Here is a 1,219-nt window from a genome sequence, read left to right as displayed (position 1 = left end):
GCCCGGTGCCTGCTCGGCCCCGGGGCCGCCGCCGGCCTGGACCGCGGTGTCGGCCGGGGTCTGGCGGGGGCGCGGGTCGAGCCAGTCCGAGAGCAGGTCGCGGCGGTCGGCGAAGGTGGGCGCGTCGGGGATCCCCCGCTCGGCCAGGTGGGCGGCGAGCGCGTCTCCCCCCTCCTCGCGGAGGACGGTCACCAGGCCCTCGGCGGTCCTGCGGTGCTCGGAGGACGGCGGGTTCAGGAACGGCGAGGAGGCCTCGGCGGTGGGCGGGCCGAAGGCCAGGTGCTGACCGTCGGCGGTGCCGAGCACGGGGTCGTAGGTGGAGAACGACCAGCTCCACCCGGCCGCCGGGATGGCCCGGGGCGGGGTGAGCACGCCGTGCAGCGCCCGGTGCATCCCCCACAGGAAGCGCAGCTGGACCGCCTGCCACAGATCGGCGCGTTCCGGCGCCAGGGCGATGTGGACGGGCAGATCGGGCCGTGCCAGGGCGGCGGCGACCGCTCCGACCAGGAGTGGTTCGCCGTCGACAGCGGTCTCTGCCGCGTGCCGGTCGCGGGTGCGCACGGCCCCGGGGGCGGCGGTCCGCTCCCAGGGCTCCGGGGCGGGAAGCGTGTCCATGGCGGCCCAGCCGGGGGCCGGCGGGCGGCGCTGGGCCGGCCGCGTGTTGGGGTTCTCGTGCAGTGCCAGGATGCGCGGCAGGGTCAGCCCGTACCCCGGGCCGACGATCGCCCAGGCGTGGGCGGAGCGGACGTCTCCGGGCCACCGGTAGACCAGGGCGGCCTGGCCGTCGGGGTAGGCGTGCGCCCACAGGGTCTCGGGGTAGTCGGCGGGGTCGGTCCCGGGCAGGGCGGAGCGGTAGTCGGCGGTGAGCGCGGGGACGAGCCGGTCCCGCCACGAGCGCAGCACGGGCTGCTCGGACTCGGGGAGGGAGGAGGAGGCCGGCCCGGGGCCGACCCTGCCGAGGAGGGTGGGTTCGGCCCAGGCGAAGTGGATCTGGTGGTACGTACTCTCGGGCAAGTCGCCCCTCCCACGGGTTCGCGGACCGAGGCGGCGCGGCCGCCCCGCCGCCACTAGGGAAGGTATCCGGTCATAGCTCGGGGAAAACCGTACACACGGTTTTATGGATCCTTATGCGTGCTTTGTCCTGAACTAACTGTCCGGCCCCGGCCACACCGCCACCGGATCGCGTGGCCGTCCTTGCGGTGCCGCCCCCAACGACGGC

The 1,219-nt window shown here is 75.9% G+C and carries 1 pseudogene; it reads right to left on the bottom strand.

Annotated features, from left to right (window positions below):
* Positions 1-1,014, bottom strand: a pseudogene (locus ACFWTE_RS29985) (hypothetical protein); the annotation flags it as partial.
* Positions 1,015-1,219: the final 205 nt, after the last annotated feature.

Origin of the sequence: Nocardiopsis sp. NPDC058631 (genome assembly GCF_042716955.1) — a bacterium.
Lineage (GTDB): Bacteria > Actinomycetota > Actinomycetes > Streptosporangiales > Streptosporangiaceae > Nocardiopsis.
Note: the sequence above shows the minus strand (reverse complement) of the source record. Positions and strands in the feature narration are given on the sequence as shown.